Origin of the sequence: Pseudomonas sp. MBLB4123, from assembly GCF_051904775.1 — a bacterium.
In the GTDB taxonomy this organism is placed as follows: Bacteria; Pseudomonadota; Gammaproteobacteria; order Pseudomonadales; family Pseudomonadaceae; genus Aquipseudomonas; species Aquipseudomonas benzenivorans_B.
On record NZ_CP196711.1, the window covers coordinates 2,547,878 to 2,571,644 of the forward strand.

The following is a 23,767-nucleotide window of genomic DNA, read 5'->3' on the forward strand; positions in this document are numbered from 1 at the left end:
ACACCCTCTCACTTAATCCAACCAGCCACGCACCCAGTCCATCACCGAATCGACCGGCGCCTGAATACCGCAGGACGGGCCCGGCAATGGCTCACTCCCACGAATATACGGCATCTGCACGGCATTCGGGCAGCTCGGGTCGGTGCCCTGACCGGTATTGGCATCGACCCAGGCCTGCGTCACATTATCCGGCAGCGGCATGTCCAGCGGCAGCGGATCGGCCTTGCGCATGAAGTCGGTCCACACCTGCAAGGCGCCGCTGGCCCCGGTCAAGGGCGTCGGGCCGTTGTCGTCACGGCCGAGCCAGACCACCGCCAGCAGGTCCTGGCTGAAGCCGGCGAACCAGCTGTCGCGCGAGTCGTTACTGGTGCCGGTCTTGCCGGCCAGGGTCAGGGAGCCGGGCAGCTGGCTGTACACCGAACGGCCGGTACCCTCGCGCATGGTGCGCTGCATGGCGTTCTGCAACAGATAGATGGCGCCGGCATCGAAGCGCTGCTGGATCTGGTAGGGGTAGCGCTTGAGCGGTTCGCCCTCGGCGGTCAGCACGCTGCGAATGCCGCGCAACGGCGTATTGAAACCGCCGTTGGCCAGGGTCTGGTACATGTCCGCCACCTCCATCGGGGTCAAGGCACCGGCTCCCAGCAACATCGAGGGATAGGCCGGCCACTTGCGTTCGACCCCGAGACGCTCGAGGGTCTTGAGCACGTTCGGCACGCCCAGCTCTAGGCCCAGCTTGGCGGTGGAGAGGTTGTAGGAGTTGGCCAGCCCCTGGTACAGGTAGATGGTGCCATGGGCCTTGCGGTCATAGTTCTGCGGGCGCCAGACCTGGCCATCCTGGCCCTTGATGGAGAAAGGCTGGTCTTCCAGCAGGCTGGTCAGGGTGAACTGGCTGGGACGCTCCAGGGCGGTCAGGTAGATCGCCGGCTTGATCAGCGAGCCGATCGGCCGCAGTGCATCCAGGGCCCGGTTGAAGCCGGCGAAGCGCGGCTGGCGGCTGCCGATCAACGCCTGCACCTCGCCGGTTTCCGGGTTGGTCACCACCATGCCGGCCTCAACCTGATCCACGCCCTTGCGCCCGGACAGGCGCTTCAAGGAGTCGCCCAGGGCGGCCTCTGCCTTGAGCTGGAGGATGGGGTCGAAGCTGGTGAAGATGCGCAGGCCCTCTTCGGTCAGGTCGGCCTCGCGGTAGTCCTCACGCAGCTGGCGCTTGACCAGGTCGAGGAAGGCCGGGAAGGAGCTGTCGGCCAGGCTGCCGCGCTGGGTCACGCCCAGCGGCTTTTGCTTGGCCGCGGCCGCCACCTCGGCGGCGACCACGCCCTGCTCGACCAGGATGTCCAGCACCAGGTTGCGCCGCTCCAGGGCTCGCTCGGGATTGCGCCGCGGGTTGTAGTAGGTCGGCCCCTTGACCATGCCCACCAGCAGCGCCACCTGGTCGAGCTTCAGCTCGTTCAGCGGCTGGCTGAAGAAATACTGGCTGGCCAGGCCGAAGCCATGCACCGCGCGCTGGCCGTCCTGACCGAGGAACACCTCGTTGAGGTAGGCCTCGAGAATATCCTTCTTGTCGTAGTGCAGCTCCAGCAGCACCGCCATCATGGCCTCGGTGGCCTTGCGCGTGAGACTGCGCTCGTTGGTCAGGTAGAAGTTCTTCACCAGCTGCTGGGTCAGGGTGCTGCCGCCCTGGCGCAACTGCCCGGCCGTGGCGTTGATCCAGACCGCACGGGCGATGCCCTTGGGCGAGACGCCGAAGTGATTGAAGAACTCGCGGTCCTCGACCGCCACCAGGGTCTCCACCAGATAGGGTGGCACCTGCTCCAGCTTGATCAGCACGCGGTCTTCCTGGTGGGCCGGGTACAGCCCGCCGATCAGCATCGGCTCCAGGCGGGCCACCGCCAGGTTGCCGCCGTTGGCCTGGTTCAGACCGGCCACGTAATCGCCGGAGAAGCGCACGCGCACGCGCTGCGCCGGTTCGCTGCTCTCGTAGAACTGAAAGCCGCGGGTGTGCAGTTCGATGTTGTTGCCGGCCACCGCCACGGCGCCCGGGCCGCTGGCCGCGCTCTCGCGGCGATAACCCAGGGCGTCCAGTTCCTTGAGGAAGTCGCTCTTCGCCAGCTTCTGCCCGACGAACAGCTCCAGAGGCCGGGCATAGACCTTGGCCGGCACCGTCCAGCGCTTGCCGGAGAACTTCTCCTGCACCACGGCATCGAGGTAAACCGCAAAGCCCGCCAGCACCACCAGAGCGACCAGGCCGAGCTTGAAAGCCCAGCCGAGCCAGGGGCGCATGCCACGGGAACGACGTTTGGAACGGGAACGGGGAGATCGGGTACGAGTCATGGCGCGGCATTATACGCACTTTGCGAAGGCACCGGCAGGCGCTGCCGGGCGGTTTGCAGAGCGGCTCGCAGCGGCCATAATGCCGGCCTACTTAATAGTCCGAACGCCAAGGATCGCCCGTGAGCCAAGCCCTGATCGCCGCCCTGCAGAACCCGGCCCTCTACCCCCACCCGGTAGACGGCTTCCAGGTCATCGAGACGCATATCTCCTGGGTGCTGCTGACCGGCCCCTATGCCTACAAGATCAAGAAGCCGGTGAACTTCGGCTTCCTCGACTTCACCGAGCTGGCGGCCCGCGAGCACTTCTGCCGGGAGGAGTTGCGCCTCAATCAACGCCTGACCCAGGGCCTCTACCTGGAGGTTTTGCCGATCAACGGTAGCGTCGAGGCACCGCAACTGGGCGGCGACGGCCCGGCCATCGAATATGCCTTGAAGATGCGCCAGTTCCCCCAGGACCAGCTGCTCGGCGAGGTCCAGGCCCGCGGCGAACTGAGCGAGGAACATATCGAGGCGCTGGCCCGGCAGATCGCCGCCTTCCACCTCAAGGCCCCGCAGGTGCCCCAGGCACACGAACTCGGCACGCCGCAGGCGGTCATGGCGCCGGTGCTGCAGAACTTCGAGCAGATCCGCCCGCTGCTCTCGGACCCGGCCGACCTGCAGCAGCTCGACGCCCTGCAGGCCTGGGCCGAAACCAGCTTCGCCCGCCTCGAACCCGTGCTGGCGCGGCGCAAGGCCGAGGGCTTCATCCGTGAATGCCACGGCGACATCCACTTGGGCAACGTGACCCTGCTCGACGGCCAGGTGACGCTGTTCGACTGCATCGAGTTCAACGAGCCCTTCCGCCTGATCGACATCGCCTCCGATGCCGCCTTCCTCGCCATGGACCTGGAAGACCGCGGCCTCAAGTGCCTGGCCCGCCGCTTCGTCAGCGCCTGGCTGGAGCACACCGGCGACTACGCCGCAGTGGAGCTGCTCAACTTCTACAAGGCCTACCGCGCCATGGTCCGTGGCAAGGTCGCGCTGTTCCGCCTCGGCCAGGAGCAGGACGCCGTGCAGCGTGCGGTGATCCTGCGCCAGTACCGCCGCTATGCCAGCCTGGCGGAAAGCTACAGCGCCATCCCCTCGCGCTTCCTGGCCATCACCCATGGCGTTTCCGCGGTCGGCAAGAGCTCCGTGGCCATGCGCCTGGTCGAGGCGCTGGGCGCCGTACGGCTGCGCTCGGATGTCGAGCGCAAGCGCCTGTTCGGCGAGCAGCCGAGCGGTGACCGGGGCCAGCTGGATGCCGGCATCTACAGCGCCGATGCCAGCAGCGCCACCTACCAGCGCCTGCATCAGCTGGCCGACGCCGCCCTGCATGCCGGTTTCCCGGTGGTGATCGACGCCACCTACCTGAAACAAGCCCAACGCCGGGCGGCCTGGCAGATCGCCGAAGCCACCGGAGTGCCCTTCCTGATCCTCGACTGCCGGGCCCCGCAGGAGGTGATCGCCGGCTGGCTCGCCCAGCGCCAGGCCGCCGGCCTCGACCCGTCCGATGCGACCCTGGAGGTGATTCAGGCGCAACAGGCCAGCCGCGAGCCACTCGATGCAGACGAGCAGGCCAACAGCAAGCGGGTCGACACCCACGACAGCGCCAGTCTGGATAATCTGGTGAAGCAGATCCGCCAGCGCCTGCCCGGGTTGTAAGGGCGCAGAACCGGCGCCCGGCGCGACGAGCGGATCGCGCCGCGGCTTCTATACTGGCGGAAACCCTCCTATGGAAAGCCCGTCATGAGCCAGCCGCGCCAACTCGATAGCCCGCTCTACCGCCTGCTGCGCGAGGAAAACATCGCAGGGTTCAACACCCAGCGCCCCATGGACGTCGAGATCGACTTGAGCGGCGGCGACTTCCGCGGACTCGACCTGCGCGCCCTGGACGCCCAGGGCATCGACTTCACCGATGCCTATTTCCGCGGCACCGACCTGCGCGGCCTGGACCTGCGCCAGTCCCGCCTGGAAGGCGCCAGCCTGGCCCATGCGCAGATCTCCGGGGCCTACTTCCCGGCAGACCTCTCGGCCGACGAGCTGCTGATGTCGGTCAACTTCGGCACCCGCCTGCGCTACCGAACCCGCTGAGCATGAGCGAGATCAGCGCGCTGTTCGGTGCCGGCGCAGAGGCCTACGCCAGCTATCGCCCGCACTACCCGGACGATCTGTTCGCCTGGCTGGCCAGGCACAGCCCGCAACACCAGAGGGCCCTGGATATCGGCTGCGGCAACGGCCAGGCCAGCCAGCCGCTGCGCCGCTACTTCAGCCAGGTGCTGGCCTGCGACGCCAGCATCGAACAGCTGCGCGCCGGCAGCGACTGGAGGGGTATCCAGCTGTTCGTCGCCGACGCCCAAGTGCTGCCACTGCCGTCGGCCAGCCTCGACCTGGTGGTGGTCGCCCAGGCGCTGCACTGGTTCGCCAGCCCGGCGTTCTTCGCCGAGGTCAACCGCCTGCTCAGGCCGGACGGTCTGTTCTGCGCCTGGTGCTATGGCCTGATGCAGATCGACGCCGGCCTGGACGCCTTGGTCGCAGATTTCTACCGCGGCACGCTGGCCGGCTACTGGCTGGACGGGCGCGCCAGCGTCGATGCCGGCTACCGGGACATCCACTGCCCCCTGTCCCCCATCGAGACGCCCGAACTGGCCCTCGCGACGTCTTGGGACTTCGCCCAACTGCTCGGCTATCTGCGCACCTGGTCTGCGGTACAGCGCTGGGAACGGCAACACGGCCGCGACCCGGTTGCCGAACTGGCGCCGGCATTGCGCCAGGCCTGGGGCGATGTCAGACAACCGCGGCCGATACGCTGGCCGCTACACTTCCTGGCAGGCATTGCACGCTGATCGCGCTTCGTTCCGCACTCGCAGACGCAAGGAGACTCGATGAACGACGAACTGCAACACCTGAAGAACCTGGGCAAGACCTCGGTGCAATGGCTGCACGCGGCCGGCATCCACAGCGCCAACGACCTGCGCCGCCTGGGTGCCGTGAGCGCCTACCGGGCCGTTCGGGCGCGGGGCTTTCGCGCCTCCAAGGTGCTGCTCTACGCCATCGAGGGGGCACTGCTGGACGTGCACTGGAACGAGCTGCCCCCCGCCCACAAGGCCGAACTCAATGGCCAGGTCGAGGCCTACGCGGCCCACAACAAGAGCTAGCTCACAACCTGTGCCGACGAGGATTTACCAAAACCGCCGCGCCACCTATTGTTTCAAGGCCATTCGTGCGCTCTAGCCCGCCCAAGCCCGTTCAAGGAATTACGCTCATGTATCTACTCGGGGAGCAACCGGCATATGCCGACCAGCTGATCAGTCGACTGCAAAGCATCCCCGCCCAACTGCTGGACGACCTGCAGCCGGCGGGCGACGTGCTCAGGCTGGAGCAGGTCGAGGACCTGGCGCCGATGCTGCCAAGCAATCAACTGTTCATCATCGAGGACGGCCTGCTCCATGCCCTGGTCGACGAACGCCCGCTGTTCTATCTACAAGAGGGCGACCTGGTCGGCCTGCGCCAAGGCATCGATCTGCCCAGCTGCCGCTATCGCAGCGAAGAGCCGCTGAGCCTGGTGCCCTACTCGCGCAGCGAGGTGTTCCGGCATATCTACGCCAGCGAATCGCGCCAGGAGCAGTTCATCCAGTACCTGATCGGCCACACGGCGCTGCTCTCCGATGCCCTGGCACGCCTCAAGCAACCGGAAATACGCCCCGCCACCGGCTTCCAGCACTTCGCCGCCGGCGAAGAACTGATCCACCAGGGCGATGCCGCCGATCATGTGTTCATCATCATCGAAGGCCACGCCGAAGCCTTCGTCGACGGCCACAAGGTCGGCGACGTGCAGAAGGACGAGATCTTCGGCGCCATGGCGGTGTTCACCCGGGAGCGGCGCAGCGCCACGGTACTGGCCACCGAGCCCTGCACCGTGATGGTGATCCCCAAGGAACAGTTCCTCGGCCTGATGCAGAGCAACCCGCGAATCGCCCACAGCCTGATCGAGAGCATGGCCCGGCGCATCGACCTGTTGAACAAGGAAGTCACCCAGTTGCGCCTGCCGGCCGAGGCGGTCTAGCCGGCGCACCAGCCCGAAGCGGGACGGCGAGAATTTATTTGCCCGGAAGCGTTGACATCGAAATGAGAATTGTTATTATTCAATCAACTGATCGCGAGATCAGCCGGTAAGCTAAAGGGGCCTTCAATCGGACTCTTCAGGTTATCTCCTCATCAGGCTAATCACGGTTATTGACCCGGCGCATGCCGGGTCTTTTTTTGCCTGCAGTTTCTGCCTCCGCCCCCCGCCTAATACTCCAACTTGGCGTAGGTGGTATTCTGCGAGGCTTCGCGCGCCTGCCGCAGCGTGTGGATGCCACGCTCGGCGAGCAGCGGGATCAAACGCAGGAACACCTCCCCGGTGACCATGGCATCCCCCAGGGCGGTATGCCGATCTATCACCTGCACCCCCAGGCGGGCGGCGATCTGCTCGAGACGATGCTCGTCGGCCGTATGGCCGGGATGGACCAGGGCCGACAGCAGCAGGGTGTCGAGCACCGGCTGGATGAAGCGGATGCCGGTCTGCGCCTCCTTGAGTTGCAGGAAGCGCATGTCGAATGCCGCATTGTGGGCGACCAGCACGGTGTCCTCGGCGAAACGCTGGAACAGCGGCAGCACCTGGGCGATGCTCGGCTGGCCGGTCAGCAGCTCCGGGGTCAGACCGTGCACCTGCTGGGACTCACGGGGAATCGAACGGTGCGGGTCGATCAGCTGCTCGAAACACTCCTGCTTGAGCAGGTGGCCGTTGACAATGCGCACCGCGCCGATCGAGATGATCTCGTCGCCCTCGGAGGGCGCCAAGCCGGTGGTCTCGGTATCGAACACCGTATAGGCCAACTCGACCAGGGGGCGCTCGTCCAGTTCCGGGGTCTGCCCCGGCTGACTGAACAGGTCGAAGTCGTAGTACACCGGACGCCCCTGGCTGGGCTCCGCACAGGCCTCCGCCGGCTCCGGCTCGATGATCGGCAACTGCAGACACAGACGGCTGGCGCCGGTGGCGCGATCGCTCCGGCACCAGAGCTCGCCGCCGTGGCGCTCCAGCACCTCGCGCAGGGTCGCCGCGCCGGGGTCGTCGCCGCCCAGGCTGAACGGCCGTTCCTCCCACTCGTGCAACAGTTCAGGCTCCAGGGGAGCCCCCTGCCAGCACAGGCCCAGGCGGGCGAAACCGTCCTCCTCGGCCAGTTCCAGTTCGACCTCGCGCACCGCACAGGCGCTGGCCAGGGCTCCCATCAGCTGGGTCATGGCCTGCACCAGGGAGTAGCTGTCCAGGCACAGCCAGAGCGGCGGGGCGTTGCCCGCGTAGTGCGCGGTGACGTCCAGCACCGCGGCAAAGTTGCGCTGCAGGGCGAGCAGCAGGTCGCCGGCCAGCATGTCCTCCAGCGGCCATTGCGGTCGCAGAATATCGGCGTGCCGGGCCAGCGACTGCTCCAGCTGTCGGGACAGCCGCTGCGCCTCGTCGAGGATCACCGCACCGAAGCGCTGGCGGCGCTCGGCATCCATCTCGGGATACTGCTGCAGGGTTTCGGCGGCGGCACGGATATTGGCCAGGGCACCGCGGCTGCCCTCGGTGAGCTGCAGCATCAGGGCATCGCGGCGGCTGTTGAGTTGCACCGCGCGGGTAATGTCCTCGAGGATCAGCACAAAACCGACCAACTCGCCCTCCCCGTCCTGCAGCGGCACCATCTGGGACCGCAACAGCTGGGTGCCGCGGGCCGCGACGAAAGTGGCCACGGGTCGCGGACTGCGCTGTTCCAGACGCCGGCGCACGCGTTCCAGGGCATGCCCGATCAGGCGCCGGTCGAGGATGGCGAAGATCGACCGCCCCAGCCCGACCGGTGCGCCGCCGACCTGTGTGGCGGAGGGTTCCAGCAACAGGCTGGCACGGCTGTTGTACAACAGGATGCGCCCCTCGCGGTTGCACACCAGCACGCTCTGGGCCAGTTCCGACATCAGCGCCGCCAGGCGGTTCTTCTCCTGTTCCAGATGGACGTTGGCCTCCTCAATGCGCTGCCTGACCTCCTCCTGCAGGGCGCCATGGCTCTCGGCGAAGGCATTCAGCGCGCGCGCCAGTCGACGCATCGCTCGTGCGCCGCCCGGCTGGATGCGGTGTCCGGGATTGACCCGGTGGATGATGCCGACTTCCTCGGCCAGGCGCGCCGCCGACTCCGGGTAGGCCTGCAGGGCGAGGCGCAGGAGCACGGCGAAGGGCACCAGCAGCAGGGCGCCGAGCACCGCCAGCAAGGCGCCGCGGCCCTCGAGCAGGACCGCCAGCGCGGCACGCTCGGCCGGGTCCAGGTCGCTCCACAACGCCGCCCCGGCCAGGCCGAGCAGGACCATGAGCAGCCCGACGAGTCCGGCCAGCCAGGCGACGAACCTGAGCCGTGGGCTCATGCCTGGTCGCCCCCGAGCAAGGTGCGTACCCGGGCCAGCAGGTCCTGGGTCGAGAACGGCTTGGTGATGTAGGCATCGGCCCCCAGCGCCAGGCCCTTGCTGATCTCCACCTCGCGGCCCTTGGCGGTCAGCATGACGATACGCAGTCGGGCCCAGGCCGGATTCTCGCGAATCTTCTGGCACAGGTCGAAGCCGCTCAGGTGCGGCAGCATCACATCGAGCAGCACCAGATCAGGCGGCTGGCGCTGGATCGACTCCCAGGCCTGCTGGCCGTCGTGGGCCACCCGCACCTGGTAGCCCGCCTGCTGCAGGAGGAACTCCAGGGAGATGACGATGTTCGGCTCGTCGTCGGCGATCAGCACGCTATGGCTCATACCGAGTCCTCCGTCTTGCGATCGGGGGCCGGCGCCTCGGCGCGCGCCCCTAGGGGAAGGGTAAAAGAAAAGCACGCGCCCTGCCCGCGCGCGCTGTCCACCCACAGGCGGCCGCCGAAGTGCTCGATGATCTGCCGGCTGATGGGCAGCCCCAGGCCGGTGCCCTGGGGCTTGCCGGTGAGGCTGTCGCCGACCTGGCGGAATTTCTCGAAGATCGCCTCCTGGTCGGCCGGGTCGATGCCGGCGCCGTTGTCGCGCACCTCCACCCGCAACGCCTCGGCCTGCTCGCGCAGGACGATGTCGATGCGCCCATGTTCGCGGTCGCAGAACTTCACCGCGTTGCCGATCAGGTTGAGCAGCACCTGCAGCAGGCGGTCGCGGTCGGCCACTACCGGCGCCACCCGTGGCGGCAGCTCGAGCCCCAGGCCGATCCGCTGGTCGCCGAGCAGCTGGCTGGTGCTGGCCACGGCGTCCTCGATCACCGCCCTGAGGTCGACCTCTGATGCCTGCCACTCGACCTGCCCCGATTCGAGCTTGGCCAGGTCCAGCACCTGGTTGATCATCCGCGTCAGACGCTCGCTCTCCTTGACGATGATGGCGACGAAGCGCGCGCGCTGCTGCGCCGCCAGCTCCGGGTTGTCGTTAAGTATCTCGGCGAAGGCGCGGATCGAGGTCAGCGGCGTGCGCAGTTCGTGGGTCACGGTGGCGACGAAGTCGTCCTTCAGCCGGTCGAGCTCCTGCAGCCGGGCATTGGCCGCGCGCAGCTCGCCGGTGGCGGCCTCCAGCTCCCGCGATTGCTGTTCCAGGCGGCGGCTGTAGGCGCGCACCTGGGAGGCCTCGTCGAGTATGCCCAGCACCTCGTCCATGCCCAACGGCTCCTCCTGGACCACCGAGGCCAGCATCACCCGCGCCGAGGCGGTGCCGATGGCGCCGGCCAGCTGCTGCTCGGCGAAACGCACCAGCTCGGCGTCCGGCGTCAACTCGGCGGGCGCAGCCAGCCCGCGGCGCCGGGCATGATCGGCGAAGGCCTCGGCGGCCCGCTGCGGACCGAGGAAGCGGCCGACCAGGGCGACCACCTCGCTCATCGAGGCACTGCCGCGCCACGGGCTGGAGCCACCGCCGGCGACCTTGAAGGCATCGACGAACAACAGCGCCTGGGCATGCTCGCGGGCGCTCTGACGGCCCAGCAGCGACACCCCGACATAGGCGCCGAGGTTGGCCGCGAGGCTCCAGAACAGTGCGTGACCGATCTCGTCCAGTCCCTCCAGGCCGAACAGTGCCAGCGGCTTGAGCCAGGCGATGGCCAGCGGTCCCTGTTCGATGAAGGACAGCGGCAGCCAGCCGGACTTGGCGAACGCCGGCAGCAGCAGGGTGTAGGCCCAGAGCGCGAAGCCCAGCGTCAGGCCGCTCAGGGCGCCGGCGCGACTGCCCTGCGTCCAGTACATGCCGCCGAGCAGCGCCGGGGCGAACTGCGCCACCGCGGCGAAGGACACCAGGCCGATCGACACCAGGGCATAGGCCTCCCCGGCCGCCCGGTAATAGGCATAGCCGAGCAACAGCAGCAGCAGAATGGCGCCGCGACGAATGCCCAGCAGCAGCCCGGAGAGATCGCTGCGACGGGCCAGGGCCTTCCAGCGCAGCAGCAGGGGCATCGTCAGGTCGTTGCAGATCATGGTCGACAGGGCGATGGTCTCGACTATGACCATGCCGGTGGCCGCCGACAGCCCGCCGATGAACACCAGCAGCGCCAGCGCCACCTGGTGCTGGGACAGGGGCAGGCTGAGGACGAAGGTATCGGCATCCAGCGTGCCGGCGGGGAACTGCAGCAAGCCGGCGAAGGCGATCGGCAGGACGAACAGGTTGATCGCCAGCAGGTACAGCGGAAACAGCCATACGGCCTTGGCCAGGTGGTCCTCGTTGACGTTCTCCACCACACCGACCTGGAACTGCCGCGGCAGCAGCAGGACCGACAGCATCGACAGGCAGATCAGCGCCGTCCAGGAACCGTAGCGGCCTTCCGGGCCGCCCAGGGTCAGCAGGCGGTCGAAATCCGGCAACCGCGCCGCCTGGGCGAACAGGTCGGCGAAGCCCTGGTAGAGGCCGAAGGTGACGAACAGGCCGACGGCCAGGAAGGCCAGCAACTTGACCAGCGACTCGAAGGCGATGGCCGCGACCATGCCCTCGTGGCGCTCGGTGGCATCCAGGTGGCGGGTGCCGAAGAGGATGGTGAAGGCCGCCAGCAGCAGCGCCACATAGAGCGCGGTGTCCTGCAGCGGGCCGGGGGCCTGGGCCTGCCCCGGCATGCGCAGCGCCGGGTACTGCCAGAGGATCAGGAAGCTGGTGGACACCGCCTTGAGCTGCAGGGCGATATAGGGGATCACCCCGACCACCGCGATCAGCGTCACCAGGCCGCCGAGCAGCGCGCTCTTGCCATAGCGCGCGGCGACGAAGTCGGCGATCGAGGTGATGCGGTTGGCCTTGCTGATGCGGATCATCTTGCGCAGCACCAGCCAGAACAGCGCCGCCATCAGGGTCGGCCCCAGGTAGACCGGCAGGAAGCCGACGCCACTGTCTGCCGCGCGGCCGACGCTGCCGTAGAAGGTCCAGGAGGTGGCATAGACCGCCAGCGACAGCGCATAGATATAGGGGTTGGCGATGATCGAGCGGCCGGCGTCGGCGCGCCTGTCGCCCCAGTAGGCGATGGCGAAGAGCAGCCCCAGGTAAGCGCCGGCGGCCAGCAGGATCAGGGCGCCGAGGGACATGCTCAGGGCTCCCTCATCGACGCGAAACCTCGATGACCAGCACCATCAGGCCGATCAGCGCGGCCCAGGCCAGAAACAGATAGGCATAGAGCAGCGGGATGCCCAGCAGCCGAGCGTCGTTGTCGAACAGGGTCAGCAAGGGATAGCTGAACAACAGCCAGCCCAGCAGGAACAACGCCGCCAGGCGCTGCCCGCGCAGCGAACGATCGGCCATAAGCGCCCACCTCCTGAGCCTAAGTGTGGCCTATTCGTCGGGCGACGCTCGGCGAGCCTGGCCGGCACAGGGTCGGACCCGCCGCGTTTCGCCGTCGCTCAGCCGCCGATGCGCGCGCAGTGATCCTGTTCCGGCACGGCCGGGGTGTACCAGACGAAGTCCGCCTGCGCGGCCGTGACCGCCGCCCCCACCTCGGCCAGCTGCAGCACCCGGGTGCCACCCCCGGCGCCCAGGTCGGCCAGGTGCAGCGGCACGCCCAGGTCGCGGCGCACATGGTAGGCCCCGGCCAGCAGCAGGCTCGGTGCCGGCGCCGCCAGCAGCGCCTCGGCCATGCGCCGGTCGCGCTGCTGCTGCACGGCGAGCATGGCCGGCAGCTGGCTGTCCGGCAGCTTGTCGCAGTGGGCCTGGCGGAGCTGCGTCAGCAGTCGCTCGCGCACCGCCGGCGCGCTCGCCGCACCGGCGGGCAAGGCCGGTGGCTGGCGATAGACGGCCAGCAGCTCGTCACGGCTCAGGTTGGCCGCGCGCAGCGGGACGCCCTCGGTCAGGGCATGGCGCAGGATGGGTCCGTACAGCGCCCAGTCCCAACCGGGCTGCCAGGCCAGTGCCGCCGGCAGGTCGGCGGGCAGGCGCGCGGCGGCCTGGACGGCATCCACCCGCGCCTGCTGCGCGGCGTCGAGCATCTCCAGCAGCAACGCCCCCGGCTCCCGGCGCGCCGCCAGGGCCTCGAGCAGCCACAGCTGCAGGGCGTGGTGGTCGGGGTTGTCGTGGCGCTCGCCGACCAGCAACCGCTCGGCGTCGGCCAGGCGCTCCACCAGCGCCTCGGGCGAGAGGCGTTCGCCGCTGCGCAGGTCGCGGATGACGCCGAGGTCGGCATGATCGCGACCTGCGGGGCTCTGCCAGGCCGGCATCGGCGGCAGCGCCTGGCAGGCGCTCAGCAGCATCAGCACAAAGGGCAGGAGCAGGCGCATGGCGGCTTCCTCAACGGGCGACTATCAGCGGGTGACCGCGTTCGGGATGAACCTGCACCAACACCTCCAGGCCGAACACCGCCTGCAGCGGCTCGGCGCGCAGCACCTGCTGCGGCGTGCCCAGGGCATGGGGGCGGCCGCGCTCGAGCAGCAGCAGGCGGTCGCAGTAGCGCGCGGACAGGTTGAGGTCATGCAGTATCACCAGCACCGCGGCGCCCTGCTCGGCGAAGGTGCGCACGGCCTGCAGGGTGGTGTGCTGGTGCAGCGGGTCGAGCATCGAGGTCGGCTCGTCCAACAGCAGCACCTGGCCCTCGCCTCCCGGCCACAGCTGCGCCAGCACCCGCGCCAGGTGCACGCGCTGACGCTCCCCGCCGGACAGTTCCAGGTAGCTGCGCCCGCCCAGGTGCGCGGCATCGGCCGCCTGCAACGCCGCCTCGACTATCTCGCCGTCGCGCAGACGGCCGCTGGCGTGGGGCAAACGCCCCATGGCCACCACCTGCTCGACGCGAAAGGCGAAGTTCAGGGTCGAGCTCTGCGGCAGCACCGCCAGGCGCCGCGCCCGCTCCGGGCCGGACCAGGCGCCGAGGGGACGCTCGTCCAGCAGCACCTGGCCCTGGGCCGGCGGCAACTCGCCGCACAGCGCACCGAGCAGGGTGCTCTTGCCGGCGCCGTTGGGGCCGAGCACGCCGAGCACCTCGCCCGGCTGCAGCCGCAGGTCGATATCCGCCAGCACGCTACGGCCGCCACGCCGCACCGCCAGGTTCTGCGCACACAGCATCAGGGCCGCCCCCGCAACAGCAGGTAGAGGAAGAAGGGCGCCCCGATCAGCGCGGTAACGATGCCGATCGGCAACTCCGCCGGGGCCAGGGCCAGGCGCGCGGCCAGGTCGGCGAACAACAGCAGGCTGGCACCGGCCAGGGCCGACGCCGGTAGCAGCAGGCGGTGATCCGGCCCGACCAGCAGGCGCATCAGGTGGGGCACCACCAGGCCGATGAAGCCGATCATGCCGGCGGCCGCCACCGCCGCGCCGACGCCCAGGGCGGTGCACAGCACCAGTTCGCGCTTGATCCGCTCCACGGCGAAGCCCAGGTGGCGCGCCTCCGACTCGCCCAGCAGCAGGGCATTGAGCGCCCTGGCCCGCCGCGGCAGCCACAGCGCCACGCCGCAGGTCACCAGCAGCAAGGGCCACAGCCGCGCGTAGCTGGCGCCGTTGAGGCTGCCCAGGTTCCAGAAGGTCAGGCTGCGCAAGGTGGTGTCGTCGGCCAGGTAGGTGAACAGGCCGATCGCCGCACCGGCCAGGGCGGTCAGCGCGATGCCGGCCAGGAGCATGGTCGCCACGCTGGTCTGGCCGTCGCGCCGGCCGAGGCGATAGACCAGCGCCGTCACCCCCAGGCCGCCGGCGAAGGCGCACAGCGACAGCAGATAAGGCGCCAGGGCCGCGGGCAGACCGCCCAGGGCAGCGCCACCGACTATGGCCAGGGCCGCCCCCAGCGCCGCGCCGCTGGAGACCCCGACCAGCCCCGGGTCGGCCAGCGGATTGCGGAACAGCCCCTGCATCGCCACGCCGCACAGCGCCAGCACCGCGCCGACCGTCAGGCCCAGCAAGGCGCGCGGCAGGCGGATCTGCCCGAGAATCAGCTCGGCCTGCCCCCGTTCGGCGCCGCCCAACGGCAGGCCGAGCAGGCGCAGCGCCGCCTGCAGGGTGTCCGCCGGCGGCAGGCTGACCGGCCCCAGGGCCAGCGACAGCCACAGGGCCAGTGTCAGCAACAGGCCCAGGGCGGTGAACAGTGAGCGCGGCTGGATGACGGGATGCATGGGGTAGGCTGGCTTCGCGCGGCTGGGTTGGCTGGCAGGATAAAAGGCCGCGACCCGGGCCGCCAGCCCGGTCAACGGCCGGTTCCCCTTGGCAGCGCCCGACAGAGGGGGATAATGCCCGCCTGCCATGGAGAGACCGATGATGCGTTTATGTGCCCCCGACGAGCTGGCCGAAGGCCACAGCCGGGGCTTTGTGATTACCGAGCAGAAGCTGCTGGCCGTGCGCAAGGACGGCCGGGTGTACCTCTACCGCAACCGCTGCCCGCATCGCGGCATTCCCCTGGAGTGGCTGCCGGACCAGTTCCTCGATGCCAGCGCCAGCCTGATCCAGTGCGCCACCCACGGCGCGCTGTTTCTCATCGACTCGGGCGAATGCGTGGCCGGTCCCTGTGCCGGGCAGGCGCTGGAGGCGCTGCCCTGCGAGGAAAACGCCGAGGGTATCTGGGCCGAGCTGTAGCCCGTTACGGCCGCACCTCGAGCCGGCGCACCAGGCGCACCTCCTCCGGGTCGAGCTGCGCGCCATAGGCCAGCACCTCGACGCCCGCCGCCCGCGCCTCGCGCAGGGCCGCGGCATAGGCCGGGTCGATCTCCTCGGCCGGACGCACCGCCTCGATACCACTCAGGTTGACGCAGTACAGCTGCACCGCCCGCACGCCCTCGCGGGCCAGCGCGGCCAACTCGCGCAGGTGCTTGGCGCCGCGCTCGGTACGGGCATCGGGAAAGGCCGCCACCGGGTTGTCGGCGAAGCCCAGGGTCACGCTCTTGACCTCGACGAAGGCCGGCCCCTCCGGGTAGTCCAGGCGAAAATCGATGCGGCTGCGTTCCTGGCCATAGGGTACCTCGCGCTTCAGCCCGCTGAAGCCGGCCAGCTCGGCGATCAGTCCGGCACGCAGGGCCTCCTCCACCAGGGCGTTGGCCCGCCCGGTATTGATCAGCGCCAGGCGCCCGTGGGGGGTCTCGCCGATCTCCCAGGTGCCCGGCAGCTTGCGCCTGGGGTCGTCGGAGCGGCTGAACCAGACCCGCGCGCCCTCGCTCATGCAGTTGAGCATCGAACCGGTGTTGGGACAGTGGATGCACAGCCGCTCGCCGCCCGCCGTCTCGATGTCGGCGAGGAAGCGCTTGTAGCGGCGCAGCAGGCGCCCCTGCTGCAGCGGCAGCTCAAAGCGCATCGGGGCGCCAGGTCTTGAGGCCGCGGGCCAGGCGCTCGACCGCCTGCTCCAAGCACGGCAGGTCCTGGGTGTAGGCGAAGCGCACATGCTGGCCGGCCAGGTGGCGGCCGAAATCCAGGCCCGGGGTGAACGCCAGGTGTTCGGTCTCCAGAAAGTGCTGGCAGAAGGCGAAGGCGTCGCCGCCGAAGGCGCCGATGTCGGCATATAGATAGAAGGCGCCCTCCGGTTCCACGGCGATCCTGAAGCCCAGCTCGCGCAGGGCCGGCAGGAGGAAGTCGCGGCGCCGCTGGAACTCGTGACGGCGCTGCTCGCAGATCGCCAGGGTCTGCGGCTCGAAGCAGGCCAGGGCGGCGTGCTGGGCCATGCTCGGCGCGCTGATGTAGAGGTTCTGCGCCAGCTTCTCCAGCTCCGGCACCGCCGCCGGCGGCGCCACCAGCCAGCCCAGGCGCCAGCCGGTCATGCCGAAGTACTTGGAGAAGCTGTTGAGCACGAAGGCCTCGTCGTCCACCTCCAGCACGCTGGTCGCCTCCACCCCGTAGGTCAGGCCGTGGTAGATCTCGTCGACCACCAGATGGCCGCCGCGCCCCTTCAGCGTGCGGGACAGCGCCGTCAGTTCGTCGCGGTGCAACAGGGTGCCGGTGGGGTTGGCCGGCGAGGCGATCAGGGCGCCGACGCTGTCGCCATCCCAGTGCCGCTCGACCAGCTCGGGGGTCAGCTGGTAGCGCACCTCCGGGCCCACCGGCACCAGCTGCGCGGCGCCCTCGATCAGGCGCAGGAAGTGGCGGTTGCAGGGGTAGCCCGGGTCGGCCAGCAGCCAGTGCTTGCCGGGATCGACCAGCAGGCTGCTGGCCAGCAGCAGGGCGCCGGAGCCCCCCGGGGTAATCAAGATCCGCTCAGGGTCTATGCTCAACCGATAGCGTTGCGCGTAGAAGCCGGCGATGGCCTCGCGCAGGGCCGGAATGCCGCGCGCCGCGGTGTAGCGGGTATGCCCGGCGGCCAGCGCGGCCTGGCCGGCGGCGACTATGGGCGCGGCAGTGGTGAAGTCCGGTTCGCCGATCTCCAGATGGATCACGTCATGACCGGCGGCCTGCAACTGGTTGGCGCGGGCCAGCAGGGCCATGACATGGAAGGGTTCGATGGCGCGGCTGCGCGCACTGTAGGACTGGGCCATGGACCTGCCTGAATAAAGGTTGGACCGCGGATTCTAACCAAGGGCTCGGCGAAACGGCAGTAACCTAGACAACCGGGAGTGGCGCGGCTGCAATCGATCTGGTAAGTTCGCCCGCTTGCAGCCGCAGGGCCGATATGCCTAATCGGCACAAAGGGACACCACTCCTGCGCAGTGGAATTAGAGAGTGAGAGGCGGTCATCCATGCCCACCAAAGCAAAAGCAAAGAGCAGCCAACTGATTCGTGGCTTCGAACCCTACCAAGAGAGCAAGGGCGAGGAGTACATGAGTGAGCCGATGCGCGCCCACTTCACCGGCATCCTCAACAAGTGGAAGCTGGAACTGATGCAGGAAGTCGACCGCACCGTGCACCACATGCAGGACGAGGCGGCCAACTTCCCCGACCCGGCCGACCGTGCCAGCCAGGAAGAAGAGTTCAGCCTGGAACTGCGCGCCCGCGACCGCGAGCGCAAGCTGATCAAGAAGATCGACGAGACGCTGGAGCTGATCGAGGAGAACGAATACGGCTGGTGCGACTCCTGCGGCGTCGAGATCGGCATCCGTCGCCTGGAAGCCCGCCCCACCGCCACCCTGTGCATCGACTGCAAGACCCTGGCGGAAATCAAGGAAAAACAGATCGGTTCCTGAACCGACCACGGGGCGCGCAAGCGCCCCGCGTTGTTTCCGGGCGACAGCGGCCGCCCTAGCCCGCCGCCCCCGTTCGCGCATCGCCAGCCCATCGCCCGCATGAACGCTCCCGCCTATATCGGTCGTTTCGCCCCCACCCCCAGCGGTTACCTGCACTTCGGCTCCCTGGTCGCGGCCCTGGCCTCCTACCTGGATGCGCGCGCCGTCGGCGGTCGCTGGCTGCTGCGCATGGAAGACCTCGACCCGCCGCGGGAGGTGCCCGGCGCCCAGGATGCAATTCTCAGAACCCTGGAAAGCTACGGCCTGCACTGGGACGGCGTGCTGGTGCGCCAGAGCGCGCGACATGCCGAGTACCAGGCGCTGATCGAACGCCTGCTGGACAGCGGCCTGGCCTACGCCTGCACCTGTTCGCGCAAGCAGCTGGAGGGCTATCACGGGGTCTACCCGGGGTTCTGCCGCGACGCCGGCCACGGCCCGCGGGATGCGGCGATCCGCCTGCGGGTGCCGCAGCTGAGCTATGGCTTCGACGACCGCGTGCAGGGCGAGTATCGCCAGCACCTGGGCCGCGAAGTGGGCGACTTCGTCATCCGCCGCCGCGACGGCCTGTACGCCTACCAGCTGGCGGTGGTGCTCGACGATGCCTGGCAGGGCGTGACCGACGTGGTGCGCGGCGCCGACCTGCTCGACTCCACCCCGCGCCAGCTGTACCTGCAGGAGCTGCTCGGCGCCCCCCAGCCACGCTACCTGCACGTGCCGCTGATTATCCAGCCGGACGGCCACAAACTGGGCAAGTCCTACCGCTCGCCGCCGCTGCCCGCCGACCGGGCCGCGCCCCTGCTGCTACGCGCCCTGCACGCCCTGGGACAAGAGGTGCCCGAAGCGCTCGCCGAGGCGCGCCCGCCGCACCTGCTGGAGTGGGCGGCCCGGCACTGGGACGCCGGGCGCATTCCCCGCAGCCGCACCCTGGCCGAGGCGCAGCTGCGCTGAGCCCGCCCTATTCCTGCGGCGGCGTTGCTCCGGGGCCGTCGCGCTCAAGGGCGGCCTCCTCCTCCAGCCAGGACCAGAACGCCTCGGCCTGGGGCGACAGGTACTGGTGCGCAGGACAGGCCAGGTAGAAGGCCTCCGAGGTGGCGATGCGCTGCTCGAACGGCGCCACCAGGCGTCCGCTGGCGATCATCCCGGCCACCAGGGAGGTGCGCCCCAGGGCCAGGCCATGGCCGAGGGTGGCCATCTCCAGGGCGGTGATCAGGGTGTCGAACTGCATGCCCTGGGATGCATCGACCTGGTGGAAGCCGGTCTGGCTGAGCCAGTAGCCCCAGCCCTCCTCGTAGCCGATCACATGCAGCAGGCTGTAGGCGTCCAACTCCGCCGGCGAGGTAGGCGGCGGCGCGCCGTCGAGCAGGCGCGGGCTGCACACCGGGAACAGCTCGTCCCAGGTCAGCCGGCTGGACTTGTAGCCCGGCCAGACGCCCTGGCCGTAGCGGATCTCCATGTCCGCCTCCTTGCCCTGCTCGTCCAGCCAGATGTTGCTGGCGAAACGCAGGCCGACATCCGGGTGGCGCGCACGGAAGCGCGCCAGGCGCGGCGCCAGCCAGGTGGTGAAGAACACCAGGTTGACCCGCAGGGTGAGCAGGCGCTTGCGACCCTGGCCGAACAGCTCGTCGGTGGCGGCGGCCAGGCGCTCGACGGCCTCGTGCACCACCGGCATATAGGCCTGGCCGGCCTCGGTCAGCTCCAGGCCGCGCGGCAGGCGCTTGAACAGGCTGACGCCCAGCTGCGACTCCAGCCCCTTGACCTGCTGGCTGATGGCCGCCTGGGTCAGGTTCAGCTCGGCGGCGGCCTGGGTGAAGTTGAGATGACGGGCGGACGCCTCGAAGGCGCGCAGCCAGTTCAGTGGGGGTAGCCTTTTCTTCATCGCAAGCGCTCGCTATCGGTCCCTGACGACCTCCGTGTCGCTGATCAGCCGGCCCAGCTCCCCGGCCGCCTCGCGTAGCAGCGGAGTATATGCCAGCAGTTCCGCCAGGCTCTTGCGTATCAGCGGCGCATGGGCGAACAGACAGGCGAATAAGCGACCATCGCGACCGCGGATCGGCACCGCGCAGGCCGCCAGGCCATCGACGAACTCCTCGTCGTCGGTACCCAGCTCCGCCTCGCGGATCTTCAGCAGGGCCGCCTCCAGTGCAACGGCGTCGGTCAGGGTGTTGCGCGCGTAACGCTGCAGCGGCAGGTTGTGGAGAATGCGCCGGCGCCGCTCCCTGGGCAGCGAGCTGAGGTACAGCTTGCCGCTGGCGGTGCACCAGATCGGCGTATGGCTGCCGACCGACAGCTGCAACTGCAGGGGCCGCTCGCTCTGCACCCGGTCGTAGTAGATCATCTCGGTGCCATTGGGGATGGCGATGCCGCAGGTCTCGCCGATCTGCGCGGTGAGACGCTTGAGGATGGCCTGGCGCGGCGCCTTGAAGCGGCCGCTGTAGAGCACGCCCAGGGCGATGTCGAGCATGCGCTCGCCCGGCACCAGCTGGCCGCGCATGTTGAGCTGCAGGTAGCCCTCGCCCTCCAGCTGGCCGAGCAGGCGGTGGATGCTCGGCTTGGGGATGTCCAGCTGGTAGGCCAGGTCGGCCGGCGACATGGGCCGCTCGGCCTTGGCGACCGCTTCGATGATCTCCAGCACCCGACCGATCGAGGAACCCTTCTCTCGGGTTGTGCTACTCACCATGGCATCTCCCCCGTATGACGGACACAGCGCCGAACGCCACAGGCCACGCCCTGGCATGGGCGTGGCCTGTGGCCCGAGCGGGCAGACGCCTACTTCAGGGTCGGCATGGAGAAGGAGATCCCCTCGCGCACCCCGGCCGACGGCCAGCGCTGGGTGATGGTCTTGCGCTTGGTGTAGAAGCGCACGGCGTCCGGGCCGTAGGCATGCAGGTCACCGAACAGCGAGCGCTTCCAACCGCCGAAGCTGTGGTAGGCCACCGGCACCGGCAGCGGCACGTTGATGCCGACCATGCCGACCTTGATGTGGTCGGAGAAGTAACGCGCCGCCTCGCCGTCTCGGGTGAAGATGCAGGTGCCGTTGCCGTACTCGTGGGCATCGATCAGCTCCATGGCCTCCTGCATGCTGTCGACACGTACCACCTGCAGCACCGGGCCGAAGATTTCCTCCTGGTAGCTGAGCATCTCCGGGCGCACCTTGTCGATCAGCGTGCCGCCGACGAAGAAGCCGTTCTCGTGACCTTCGACCTGCAGATTGCGGCCGTCGACCACCACGGTGGCGCCCTGCTCCTCGGCGCTATTGATGTAGCCGACCACCTTCTGCTGATGGGCCTTGGTGATCACCGGGCCGAAGTCGTTGCGCTTGTCCGAGTAGGCGCCGACCTTCAGCGACTGCATGGCGGCCTGCATCTTCTCGACCAGCGCATCGGCGGCCGCATCGCCCACCGCCACGGCCACCGACAGCGCCATGCAGCGCTCGCCGGAGGAACCGAAGGCGGCGCCGAGCAACTGGTTGACGGCGTTGTCCATGTCCGCGTCGGGCATCACGATGGCGTGGTTCTTCGCGCCACCTAAAGCCTGGCAGCGCTTGCCGTTGGCATTGGCGGTCCTGTAGATGTACTCGGCGATCGGCGTCGAGCCGACGAAGCTGACGGCCTGGATGCGCTCGTCGCCGAGCAGCACGTCGACCGCTTCCTTGTCGCCGTTGACCACGTTCATCACGCCATCGGGCAGACCGGCTTCCTGCAGCAGCTGGGCGATGAACAGGGTGGAGCTGGGGTCGCGCTCGGACGGCTTGAGGATGAAGCAGTTGCCGCAGACGATGGCCATGGGGAACATCCACAGCGGCACCATCGCCGGGAAGTTGAACGGGGTGATGCCGGCGACCACGCCCAGGGGCTGGAACTCGCTCCAGGAGTCGATGTTCGGGCCGACGTTCTTGCTGTGCTCGCCCTTGAGCAGCTCGGGGGCGCCGCAGGCGTATTCGACGTTCTCGATGCCGCGCTGCAGCTCGCCCAGGGCGTCGTGGGCGATCTTGCCGTGCTCCTCGCCGATCATCTGGGCGATGCGCTCGGCGTTCTGCTCGAGCAGCTCCTTGAAGCGGAACATCACCCGCGCGCGCTTGATCGGCGGGGTGTTGCGCCACTCGGGGAAGGCCGCCTCGGCGGCGGCGATGGCCTGCTCGACGGTGGCCTTGGACGCCAGGGCCACCTGCTTGCTGACCTCGCCGGTGGAGGGGTTGTAAACGTCCTGCAGGCGCGCGGCTTCGTTGATGACTTGGCCGTTGATCAGGTGTCCTACTGTGTTCATCGCAGCTATTCCTCGAAAGTAATTCAGATGGCGGGAGCACCGCCGTGGGCGTCTAAAAAATTGGCTTACCAGAGCTGCTTGTAGAGTTCGATGATCTCTGCGGCGCTCGGCACGCGGGGGTTGTTGTTCGGCGAGCCGGAGCCCAGGGCCTGCTCGGCCATCACCTGCAGCTGGTCGAAGAAGTGCTGGCGATCGATGCCGAACTGCTCGGGCGTGGGCACCTGCAGCTCGTCGTTGAGGGCGCGCAGTTCGGCGAGCAGCTTGTCGTTGGCCACCTCGTCGCTGTCCTGGGCACTGGCCACGCCCATGGCACGGGCGCAGTCGGCGTAACGCGCGGCGGCGGCCGGGATGGAGAACTCGGTAACGGTCGGCAGCAGCATGGCGTTGGACAGGCCATGGGGCACGTGGAAGTGCGCGCCGATCGGCCGGCTCATGCCGTGCACCAGCGCCACCGAGGCGTTGGAGAACGCCACCCCGGCCAGGGTCGAGCCGAGCATCATGGCCTCGCGGGCGGCCTTGTCCGCGCCGTCGTGGTAGGCGCGGCGCAGGTTCGGCGCGATCAGGCGCATGGCCTCCAGGGCCTGGCTGTCGCTGTACAGGCTGGCCTTCTTGCTGACATAGGCCTCCATGGCGTGGGTCAGGGCGTCGATGCCGGTGTCGGCGGTGATGCGCGCCGGCAGGCTGAGGGTCAGGCTGAAGTCGATCAGCGCCGCCACCGGCATGAAGCCGATGCCCACGCAGAGCATTTTCTCGTCGGTCTTCTCGTCGGCGATGATGGTCACCCGGGTGACTTCCGAACCGGTGCCGGCGGTGGTGGGCACCGCGATGATCGGCAGGCCGGACTCGACGACAATGCGCGGGAACTTGTAGTCGCGCATCTCGCCGCCGTGCTTGGCGAGGATGGCGATGGCCTTGGCGCTGTCGATCGGGCTGCCGCCGCCGAGGGCGATGATGCAGTCGTAGTCGCCGCTGCGCGCCTTCGCCACGCCGGCCTGGATCGACGCCACGGTCGGCTCCGGCACCGTCTCGTCGAACACTTCGGCCTGGATGTCGTGGGCCTCTAGGCGCTGCTGGATGGCGGCGGCGTAGCCCAGCTTGACCATCATCTTGTCGGTGATGATCAACGGCCGCTTGCAGCCCAGATTGGCCATGACGACCGGAATGTCCTGACTGGCGTTCTCGCCGATCTGCAGGATGCGAGGAAGTATCACTTGAGTGGACATGGCGACTCCGCTATTGGCGAATGACCGGGCGCGGGAGTAAGCCTGCGCACTCCCAGACGCTGTTATTGATTTAAATATTGCGCATTGTCCAAGTGCGCGGCGTTATTCGTGACAGCACTGCACGGCACAACTAACCAGCACTTTTCCACGCTATAAACGGCGACACCTTAGCGCGTGACAATTGGACGGAAGTTATTGTTTATCCGGGCAACGTTTGCCGCTGCCTCGCCCTCGTCTCTACTTCACCGATTCGACTTTCGCCCAACTTGCAGCGACCGCCGATATCGAGACGAAATCTATTGTTATGAAGAAGAAAAACCATGAAAAGCAAAAAAAAAGCG

General features: G+C 68.4%; 22 protein-coding genes. 8 read left to right on the top strand and 14 right to left on the bottom strand.

What is annotated here, in order from left to right:
* Positions 1-12 precede the first annotated feature (12 nt).
* Positions 13-2,331 (bottom strand): penicillin-binding protein 1B, encoded by a 2,319-nt coding sequence (gene mrcB, locus ACSX1C_RS11810; RefSeq protein WP_439886288.1) that lies wholly within the window; start codon positions 2,329-2,331, stop codon positions 13-15.
* A gap of 119 nt (positions 2,332-2,450) precedes the next feature.
* On the opposite strand from mrcB, the gene ACSX1C_RS11815 reads away from it, so the two are divergent.
* From ACSX1C_RS11815 to ACSX1C_RS11835, 5 genes are all read left to right on the top strand, one after another.
* Positions 2,451-4,013 (top strand): AAA family ATPase, encoded by a 1,563-nt coding sequence (locus ACSX1C_RS11815; RefSeq protein WP_439886289.1) that lies wholly within the window; start codon positions 2,451-2,453, stop codon positions 4,011-4,013.
* Positions 4,014-4,097: 84 nt separating this feature from the next.
* Positions 4,098-4,442 (top strand): pentapeptide repeat-containing protein, encoded by a 345-nt coding sequence (locus tag ACSX1C_RS11820; RefSeq protein ID WP_439886290.1) that lies wholly within the window; start codon positions 4,098-4,100, stop codon positions 4,440-4,442.
* Positions 4,443-4,444: 2 nt separating this feature from the next.
* Positions 4,445-5,194 (top strand): class I SAM-dependent methyltransferase, encoded by a 750-nt coding sequence (locus ACSX1C_RS11825; protein WP_439886291.1) that lies wholly within the window; start codon positions 4,445-4,447, stop codon positions 5,192-5,194.
* A gap of 39 nt (positions 5,195-5,233) precedes the next feature.
* Positions 5,234-5,506 carry a TfoX/Sxy family protein gene (locus ACSX1C_RS11830; protein WP_318645069.1) on the top strand — a complete coding sequence of 91 codons (273 nt, stop codon included), beginning with the start codon at positions 5,234-5,236 and terminating at the stop codon, positions 5,504-5,506.
* Positions 5,507-5,613: 107 nt separating this feature from the next.
* Positions 5,614-6,414 (top strand): Crp/Fnr family transcriptional regulator, encoded by an 801-nt coding sequence (locus ACSX1C_RS11835; protein WP_369959945.1) that lies wholly within the window; start codon positions 5,614-5,616, stop codon positions 6,412-6,414.
* Positions 6,415-6,641: 227 nt separating this feature from the next.
* Here ACSX1C_RS11835 and ACSX1C_RS11840 read toward each other — a convergent pair whose 3' ends face one another.
* The 7 genes from ACSX1C_RS11840 to ACSX1C_RS11870 all read right to left on the bottom strand — a co-directional run bounded on the left by ACSX1C_RS11840 (position 6,642) and on the right by ACSX1C_RS11870 (position 14,916).
* The gene (locus ACSX1C_RS11840) at positions 6,642-8,783 is read right to left on the bottom strand and encodes an exonuclease domain-containing protein (protein WP_439886292.1); all 2,142 of its coding nucleotides are present in this window, start codon (positions 8,781-8,783) and stop codon (positions 6,642-6,644) included.
* The gene (locus tag ACSX1C_RS11845; protein ID WP_439886293.1) at positions 8,780-9,157 is read right to left on the bottom strand and encodes a response regulator transcription factor; all 378 of its coding nucleotides are present in this window, start codon (positions 9,155-9,157) and stop codon (positions 8,780-8,782) included. The genes ACSX1C_RS11840 and ACSX1C_RS11845 overlap by 4 nt, the downstream gene beginning before the upstream one ends.
* Positions 9,154-11,919, bottom strand: coding sequence for an ATP-binding protein (locus tag ACSX1C_RS11850; RefSeq protein WP_439886294.1), 2,766 nt, complete (start codon positions 11,917-11,919; stop codon positions 9,154-9,156). Before ACSX1C_RS11850 ends, ACSX1C_RS11845 begins: the two co-directional genes overlap by 4 nt.
* A gap of 13 nt (positions 11,920-11,932) precedes the next feature.
* Positions 11,933-12,133: a hypothetical protein gene (locus ACSX1C_RS11855; RefSeq protein ID WP_439886295.1), complete on the bottom strand. Its 201-nt coding sequence runs from the start codon at positions 12,131-12,133 to the stop codon at positions 11,933-11,935.
* Positions 12,134-12,231: 98 nt separating this feature from the next.
* Positions 12,232-13,101 (bottom strand): ChaN family lipoprotein, encoded by an 870-nt coding sequence (locus ACSX1C_RS11860; protein ID WP_439886296.1) that lies wholly within the window; start codon positions 13,099-13,101, stop codon positions 12,232-12,234.
* Between the two features lie 10 nt (positions 13,102-13,111).
* The gene (locus ACSX1C_RS11865) at positions 13,112-13,879 is read right to left on the bottom strand and encodes a heme ABC transporter ATP-binding protein (protein WP_439886297.1); all 768 of its coding nucleotides are present in this window, start codon (positions 13,877-13,879) and stop codon (positions 13,112-13,114) included.
* Positions 13,879-14,916 carry a FecCD family ABC transporter permease gene (locus ACSX1C_RS11870; RefSeq protein ID WP_439886298.1) on the bottom strand — a complete coding sequence of 346 codons (1,038 nt, stop codon included), beginning with the start codon at positions 14,914-14,916 and terminating at the stop codon, positions 13,879-13,881. Before ACSX1C_RS11870 ends, ACSX1C_RS11865 begins: the two co-directional genes overlap by 1 nt.
* A gap of 139 nt (positions 14,917-15,055) precedes the next feature.
* On the opposite strand from ACSX1C_RS11870, the gene ACSX1C_RS11875 reads away from it, so the two are divergent.
* Positions 15,056-15,373 carry a Rieske (2Fe-2S) protein gene (locus tag ACSX1C_RS11875; protein ID WP_439886299.1) on the top strand — a complete coding sequence of 106 codons (318 nt, stop codon included), beginning with the start codon at positions 15,056-15,058 and terminating at the stop codon, positions 15,371-15,373.
* Between the two features lie 4 nt (positions 15,374-15,377).
* Here ACSX1C_RS11875 and sfsA read toward each other — a convergent pair whose 3' ends face one another.
* Positions 15,378-16,085, bottom strand: a complete 708-nt coding sequence (sfsA, locus tag ACSX1C_RS11880) for a DNA/RNA nuclease SfsA (RefSeq protein WP_439886300.1) — start codon at positions 16,083-16,085, stop codon at positions 15,378-15,380.
* Positions 16,075-17,256 carry a pyridoxal phosphate-dependent aminotransferase gene (locus ACSX1C_RS11885; RefSeq protein WP_439886301.1) on the bottom strand — a complete coding sequence of 394 codons (1,182 nt, stop codon included), beginning with the start codon at positions 17,254-17,256 and terminating at the stop codon, positions 16,075-16,077. The genes sfsA and ACSX1C_RS11885 overlap by 11 nt, the downstream gene beginning before the upstream one ends.
* A 201-nt stretch (positions 17,257-17,457) precedes the next feature.
* Here ACSX1C_RS11885 and dksA point away from each other — a divergent pair, with 201 nt between their 5' ends.
* Positions 17,458-17,901, top strand: a complete 444-nt coding sequence (gene dksA, locus ACSX1C_RS11890) for an RNA polymerase-binding protein DksA (protein ID WP_255839902.1) — start codon at positions 17,458-17,460, stop codon at positions 17,899-17,901.
* Positions 17,902-18,000: 99 nt separating this feature from the next.
* Positions 18,001-18,888: a tRNA glutamyl-Q(34) synthetase GluQRS gene (gene gluQRS / locus ACSX1C_RS11895; protein WP_318645058.1), complete on the top strand. Its 888-nt coding sequence runs from the start codon at positions 18,001-18,003 to the stop codon at positions 18,886-18,888.
* Positions 18,889-18,895: 7 nt separating this feature from the next.
* Here the strand turns inward: gluQRS and gcvA are convergent, their stop codons facing one another.
* The 4 genes from gcvA to ACSX1C_RS11915 form a co-directional block, all read right to left on the bottom strand.
* Positions 18,896-19,816, bottom strand: coding sequence for a transcriptional regulator GcvA (gcvA, locus tag ACSX1C_RS11900; RefSeq protein WP_318645057.1), 921 nt, complete (start codon positions 19,814-19,816; stop codon positions 18,896-18,898).
* Between the two features lie 12 nt (positions 19,817-19,828).
* Positions 19,829-20,614 (bottom strand): IclR family transcriptional regulator, encoded by a 786-nt coding sequence (locus ACSX1C_RS11905; RefSeq protein ID WP_439886302.1) that lies wholly within the window; start codon positions 20,612-20,614, stop codon positions 19,829-19,831.
* 92 nt (positions 20,615-20,706) lie between these two features.
* On the bottom strand, positions 20,707-22,203 hold the full coding sequence (locus ACSX1C_RS11910) for a CoA-acylating methylmalonate-semialdehyde dehydrogenase (RefSeq protein ID WP_439886303.1): 1,497 nt from the start codon (positions 22,201-22,203) through the stop codon (positions 20,707-20,709).
* Between the two features lie 65 nt (positions 22,204-22,268).
* Positions 22,269-23,426, bottom strand: a complete 1,158-nt coding sequence (locus ACSX1C_RS11915) for an iron-containing alcohol dehydrogenase (RefSeq protein WP_439886304.1) — start codon at positions 23,424-23,426, stop codon at positions 22,269-22,271.
* Between the last annotated feature and the right edge of the window lie 341 nt (positions 23,427-23,767).